Annotated in this window: 1 protein-coding gene; it reads right to left on the bottom strand. The window is 37.4% G+C overall.

Going from position 1 to position 1,220, the window contains the following annotated elements; genetic code table 11:
- Nucleotides 1-7 precede the first annotated feature (7 nt).
- Entirely contained in the window at nt 8-1,165 is a 1,158-nt protein-coding gene (locus ACFI34_RS18710; RefSeq protein WP_462674589.1) for an IS30 family transposase, read from the bottom strand.
- Nucleotides 1,166-1,220 lie beyond the last annotated feature (55 nt).

The raw sequence follows: 1,220 nt of genomic DNA, 5'->3' as shown, positions 1-1,220 counted from the left end.
GGTGATATCAAGTGGTCAGTGCAACATGGTTTTTAATCATATCATTAGGAGTTAAATAGTTTAATATTCTTCTTGGTCGATTATTTAGTTTATTAGCGATTTTATCTAAATAACTTTGATCAAAGCCATGTAGGCTTGTCTTTTTCGGGAAGTACTGTCTTAAAAGGCGATTTGTATTTTCATTTGTTCCCCTTTGCCACGGACTACTCGGGTCACAAAAGTAAACATCTGTATTCGTATTTTTAGTAAATCTTTTATGGTCTGCTAATTCCATTCCCCGATCCCACGTTAGTGTGTTTTTAAGTGCTTTTGGTAAACCATTAAATTTCAGAATCAGTGCATTTACTACATTTTTAGTATCCTTACCATCAACTTGTACCAAAGCTGTATACCGTGTTTTTCGATCAACCAATGTTGCTATATGTGAGTTGCTACTTCCTGATATTAAATCGCCCTCCCAGTGGCCTAGAGTTGCTCGTGTTTCAATTTCATGGGGCCTTTCATGAATTGTTTTAGCATCAATAATACCTTTATAAATTCCCTTATTTGTTGAGCGTTTACCATGCCTCAACTTACGTTTTGAGCGAAGATGGCTAAGGACTGCTTTTTCGAAAATATAGCGTGATGGGATAAATAACGTTTTATAAATAGTCTCATGTGAAATATGCATTTCAGATGATGCTGGGTGTTTTATTTTTAACCAGCCAGAAATTTGCTCTGGTGACCAGTCGTCTAGTAGCTTAGACTCAACTAAATCGCTAAGTGAATTACCTTTTTGTAATTTGCATTGCTTTGGCCTTAATGCTCGCTCTAGTGCATTTTTATCAGCCGTAACTGCACGGTATTTGGCAATACCACCATTGCGTTTGATTTCACGGCTTACCGTTGACGCTGCCTTTTCTACATTACGAGCTATTGCCCTGATAGATAAGCCTGAAGCTAAACCTCTTGATATATCTTCTCGCTCTTCTAAAGAAAGAAACGATAATCGACGCTTTCGTTGCACTGGCGATATTCCACCTTTTAGTTTAAGTACACCGAATATAGAACCAGCATGCCTATCAAGCGTCAAGCCTATTTCGCTAAGCGTTCTACCTTCACGCCATAAGAACCATGCTTTCAGCTTTTCAATATCACTTAAACCACGTTTTGATAAGTCAGTCATAACTACCTAATTAATAATCAATTATAAGGTGTTGCATTGACCTATTGAATTCACC

The sequence above is a fragment of the Pseudoalteromonas sp. PSi26 genome (assembly GCF_054960575.1).
This window is presented reverse-complemented; position numbering and strand designations above follow the sequence as displayed.